Source organism: Geobacillus sp. CAMR5420, assembly GCF_000691465.1.
GTDB classification, from domain to species: domain Bacteria; phylum Bacillota; class Bacilli; order Bacillales; family Anoxybacillaceae; genus Geobacillus; species Geobacillus thermoleovorans.
Genome location: NZ_JHUS01000067.1, coordinates 1 through 5,431, shown reverse-complemented (window position 1 = coordinate 5,431; position 5,431 = coordinate 1). Strand labels below are relative to the sequence as shown.

General features: G+C 48.7%; 3 protein-coding genes and 1 pseudogene. 2 read left to right on the top strand and 2 right to left on the bottom strand.

What is annotated here, in order from left to right:
- Positions 1-73: 73 nt before the first annotated feature.
- The gene (locus DI44_RS19750) at positions 74-652 is read left to right on the top strand and encodes a group II intron maturase-specific domain-containing protein (protein WP_347229980.1); all 579 of its coding nucleotides are present in this window, start codon (positions 74-76) and stop codon (positions 650-652) included.
- 170 nt (positions 653-822) lie between these two features.
- On the opposite strand, the gene DI44_RS01155 is transcribed toward DI44_RS19750, so the two are convergent.
- Entirely contained in the window at positions 823-1,884 is a 1,062-nt protein-coding gene (locus tag DI44_RS01155) for a hypothetical protein (RefSeq protein ID WP_033026388.1), read from the bottom strand.
- Between the two features lie 378 nt (positions 1,885-2,262).
- Between DI44_RS01155 and DI44_RS01160 the strand changes: the two genes are divergently transcribed.
- On the top strand, positions 2,263-4,590 hold the full coding sequence (locus DI44_RS01160; RefSeq protein WP_033026386.1) for a bifunctional 2',3'-cyclic-nucleotide 2'-phosphodiesterase/3'-nucleotidase: 2,328 nt from the start codon (positions 2,263-2,265) through the stop codon (positions 4,588-4,590).
- A 97-nt stretch (positions 4,591-4,687) separates the two neighbouring features.
- Here the strand turns inward: DI44_RS01160 and DI44_RS01165 are convergent.
- A pseudogene (locus DI44_RS01165) lies at positions 4,688-5,290 on the bottom strand (alpha-amylase domain-containing protein); the annotation flags it as partial.
- Positions 5,291-5,431: the final 141 nt, after the last annotated feature.

Genomic DNA, 5,431 nt, shown 5'->3' with positions numbered 1-5,431 from the left:
TCAAAACTGTCGAACTCGGGGGAGAAGCGAGGATTGAAATTTCTGCCGTTACGCAGATGACTGCAACATCTATGTGAAAAGTCTGCGGGCAGGACAACGGGTAAAACAAAGCATTCAACGGTTCTTGGAGAAAACGCTCAAACTCAAAGTAAACGAGGAGAAAAGTGCGGTGGACCGCCCGTGGAAACGGGCCTTTCTAGGGTTTCGCTTCACACCGGAACGAAAAGCGCGAATCCGGCTCGCCCCAAGGTCGATTCAACGTCTAAAACAGCGGATCCGACAGCTGACCAACCCAAACTGGAGCATATCGATGCCAGAACGAATTCATCGTGTCAATCAATACGTCATAGGATGGATCGGGTATTTTCGGCTCGTCGAAACCCCGTCTGTCCTTCAGACCATCGAAGGATGGATTCGGAGGAGGCTTCGACTCTGTCAATGGCTTCAATGGAAACGGGTCAGAACCAGAATCCGTGAGTTAAGAGCGCTGGGGTTGAAGGAAACAGCGGTGATGGAGATCGCCAATACCCGAAAAGGAGCTTGGAGAACAACGAAAACGCCGCAACTCCACCAGGCCCTGGGCAAGACATACTGGACCGCTCAGGGGCTCAAGAGTTTGACGCAACGATATTTCGAACTCCGTCAAGGTTGACGAACCGCCTAGTGCGGACCCGCATGCTAGGTGGTGTGAGGGGACGGGGGTTAGCCGCCCCCTCCTACTCGATTGCAATGGTGACCTTCTATTTTTGCTTGGGTTGCTTCTTTTCCTGCTCTTTTAGAAAAGACAGTCCTTAAAGGCATATTCTCTTTGCGAATAATGGATTATTTGAACAGCCTTTCTGCTTCCTTATCTACTCCTCTTTTTGTATATTCAAAGACGAGTGACCAGTATAGAGCAACTTTTGCTGTGGACCACATTTTTTCATTTTTGATAGTATATAATACGTCCCTAATTTTAAACGGAATGAAGAGTATTTGTTCCATTTCCCATTTCCCCGGGATTCCTCTGCTGCGTTGTTTCATAATTTCTTCGGCTTTTTCTTTACAGTGCGCAATGCCGATGATATTCCATTGATAGTATTGTTCATCTACACCGAACCCAAGAAATTTTATATTTTCCCTAGGGATGACAACGCCTAGTTCCTCTTCTGCGCCACGTACAGCAGTATTAAATAGGTCCGGCCCTTGTCCTACCGCTTTACGGTCGTGGGAAGGATGGATTGCTTCGACAACGCTAATATCCAACTCGTTTGGCCGCACCCCGCTTTCAGGCGATCGTTTGGTTAAAATGACGTAATTGTCTGAAGTAATGACAGTGATGGCTACGCCAACGCCGTTTGCTAGCGCTGGGATTGGTTGCCTAACTGTGTTTCCGGCCAAGTATTTCTCTCGGATTGTATAACCGGAAGGAAGTTGTTTATCTAGATTCATATTTAACGCTTTAAATGTATAATAATCTGAAGGAACGAACGAAAAAATGACTTTCATATCCTCATTCACTTTTGTTCGTAGAATTGAATATTTTTCGAGAGAGAGCAAAGGTCCATTCCAACTGTAGCTTTCCCCCCGTTGTTTCTTTGCATCTTCCGCTTTTTCTATTTCTCTCCTCAAAATTTTTAAATCACTGGGAAGCTCAACTGCATGGTTGTTTACTCTTGTTTCAATATTTTCAGGAGAGTAGGTCATAACGCCATCTCCGTCACAAACAATAAACGAAGTAGTTTCATTCCCAATGGTAAAATATGAGGGATCTTTAATAGTTTTTGGCTTTGCAAGGAGGCGCTTCATGTATTTGACAAATTTCCCCCAAGCCTCCTTTAGAGGGTCTCCTAAAATGACCCCGATGATCACACCGAGAACAGCATTGATGATGTCCCGCAACATTGCATACTCCCCTTGCAAATAAAAGCTCCAAGTTTTTATTTAATCATAACATTGATGAACGATGCGTGTCACTCCTTTAATGTCGGCTGTCATTCCTTTTTTTCTATCTCCCAACGGTTTTTTGATGTGTTCTTGCTAATGTTGAGCTGTCAATCGCTCGTCGGACGGAGGTTTCAATGATAATATACAGCATGAATGCGGAAAGGAAGATGGAAAAGATCAACCATTCCCAAGAATAGGACATTGTGCTTTCCTCTATCTCTTTCGATATTGTCTGTTTATTTCCTCATATTTCTTTTGTTTTTCCTATCAAAATTTTGTTGCTTTTATGGTAATATAGAAGTGAAAGTGATTGAATCTGAGCGAGGGGGATGGGCATTGCAAAAACGGAAGAAATACGCGGCGGCGAGCGTGGTGTTGGCGTTGGGGCTGCTTGCTCCGGCTGTGTTGCCGACCGCAGCGGGCGCGGAAGACCGAGATGTCGTCAAGCTGCGCATTTTAGAGACGACGGACGTACATATGAATCTTGTCAACTACGATTATTTCAAAGATAGTCCGACGAATGAGTTCGGGTTGTCGAAGACGGCGCGTTTGATCGAGCAGGCGCGCGCTGAGCAGCCGAATACGCTTCTGTTTGACAACGGGGATTTGATTCAAGGAACGCCGCTTGGCGACTATGTGGCCAAAGTGAAGCCGCTGCAAGACGGAGAAGTGCATCCAGCGGTGAAACTGTTGCATTTGTTGAAGTACGATGCGGCGACGGTTGGGAACCATGAGTTCAACTATGGCTTGGATTTCCTCAATGAAGTGTATGACGATGCCAAGCTGCCGATCGTGAATGCGAACGTGTACCGTGACGATCATGACCAAAATCCGGATAACGATGTCAACTATTTCACGCCGTATCAAATTTTAGAGAAAGAAGTCGTTGATGAAGACGGGGAGAAGCATACGCTGAAGATCGGCGTCATCGGCTTTGTGCCGCCGCAAATTATGGATTGGGACAAAGCGAATTTGCAAGGGAAAGTGATTGCGAAAGACATTGTGCAGTCGGCGCAAAAGTATATTCCAAAAATGAAAGCGGAAGGGGCCGATTTGATCGTTGTGCTATCGCACTCGGGCATTGAGACCGGCGGAAACAGCCCGAATATGGAAAACGCATCGTATTATTTAACGCAAATTCCGGGGGTCGACGCCGTGTTGACCGGCCACCAGCATAAAAAATTTCCGGCGCTTCCGGGAACGACGCCCGATTTTCCGGATGGGAACGGTATCAACAATGAAACAGGCACGATCAACGGTGTTCCGGTGACGATGCCGGGGGCGTGGGGCGATACGCTTGGGGTTATTGATTTGACGGTCGAGCAAGTCGACGGAAAATGGAAAGTGACGCAAGCGAAAGCCCAACTCCGTCCAGTGTATGACAAGGCGACGAAAACGCCGCTTGTCGACAGCGACCCGGCCGTTGAGCAGGCGATCCAAGCGGAACATGAAGCGACGATTCAGTACGTCCGCAGCCCGGTTGGAAAAACAACGAGCCCGATCAACAGCTATTTTGCGCTTATCAAAGACGATCCGTCCGTGCAAATCGTCACGAATGCGCAAAAATGGTATGTCGAAAAGATGTTGAAAGGGACGAAATATGAAGGCCTTCCGGTGCTGTCGGCCGGCGCTCCGTTCAAAGCCGGCGGACGCGGCGGGGCGAGCTACTATACCGACATCCCGGCAGGGGAAATCGCCATTAAAAACGTTGCTGATTTGTACTTGTATCCGAACACGGTGTATGCGCTGAAAATTACGGGAGCCGAGTTGAAAGAATGGCTTGAGTGGTCGGCGGGGCAATTCAACCAAATCGACCCGAACAAGACAGACGTTCAGCCGCTCATCAACAATGACTTCCCGACGTACAACTTCGACATTATTGATGGAGTGACGTACGAGATCGATGTCACCGAGCCGGCGAAATACGACAAAAACCAAAATGTGATCAATCCGAACGCGAGTCGGATTAAAAACTTGAAATTCGAAGGCAAGCCAGTGACGCCGAACATGGAATTTATCGTCGCAACGAACAACTATCGGGCGACGACAAACCGGATCATCAATCCGGGCGGGAAAAACACGATTTTGGCTGCGCCGGATGAAAACCGGCAAGTGATCATCGATTACATTCGGGAAAACGGAACGATCAACCCGTCGGCAGATGGCAACTGGCGGTTTGCGCCAGTGAAAGGGAAAGCGCCGGTGACCGTCACGTTTGAATCGTCGCCGGAAGCGCAAAAATACTTGCCGCAAGACGGCAGCATCCGCTATGTCACCGCCTTGCCGAGCGGATTTGCCCAATATGAATTTGCCTTGCCGCTTTGGAAGGAAGAAAAGCCCAACCCGCCCAAGCAGCCCGAGAAGCCAACCACTCCTCCAGGCCAAGTGAAAAAAGTGTACTGGGATGGCGTGGAGTTGAAAAAAGGGCAAATCGGCCGCTTGACGGTGCAAAAGCCGATCAATCTATGGAAGCGGACGAAGGATGGGCGCCTTGTGTTCGTCCGCATCTTACAGCCTGGGGAAGTGTACCGCGTCTACGGGTATGACGCGCGCTTCGGCGGGCAGTACGCGGTCGGCGGCGGGTATTACGTGACCGACATCGACACGCACATTCGCTACGAAACGCCGTCAAAGGAGAAGTTGAAGCAAGCAAATGGATGGTAACATCAAACACGGCCTTGTGCCGCCATTCATGGCGGGCAAGGCCGTGTTTTTTGCCTCAATGATAGAGCGGAATGTCTTTACAACGCGATCGCAGGCATCAAGGCCATGCCACCAACCGTGGTTCGGTCCAACGGACGAATTCATCAGTCCACGGTCGGGTTGTGATCGACCAAGCGATAGTAGAGACGGTCGTTTTTCTAGGAACCCAAACCGAAACCGAACCGCCATTGACTTTGAACTCCCCCCATCCATCACTGTTGATGGTGACGGTGTCACTCCGGTTGCCGGTAAGGTCATAGAACACTTTTCCGGCGTGTTGTTTGCCAACGTACATCCATTTGCTTCCTCCCGGCCCATCGGTGATCAGTGCGGCCAGTCCGGATCCTGGTTTTTCAGTGACGCCTTCCCTTGTCCACCCGATGATGTCGGAGTGATCAAGATAATCATGTTGCGTTCCATAAGCATAATCCCTGCGCGCGATGAGGAGCGGATCGATTTTGCTTTTCAGCGAAGGAATGTTATATTGTGGAATGCCATAATAGTCACCATAAAAGACGCACGGGTATCCTTCCTGCCGAGTTAGAATAAAGGCGTAAGCCAACGGTTTGAACCATGGGTCGACCCATGACTGCAGCGCTTGGCCGGGTTCGGTGTCATGATTATCAACGAAGGTGACGGCCAATGTCGGTTGATCTTTCATCGTCTTTGGCGAGGAGACCCCCACTTCAACGACCAAAGGGAGTAAGTGGGGGAGGAATCGCTTTTTTTGTTTTTGTATCACTAAAAAATATGATATAATATATAATATAATATATTATATAATACCCGTGGTGCTAGATAA

What these genes read in the sequence shown, in the direction of transcription:
- DI44_RS01155 (WP_033026388.1), bottom strand. Translation starts at nt 1,884, where the DNA reads ATGTTGCGGGACATCATCAATGCTGTTCTCGGTGTGATCATCGGGGTC.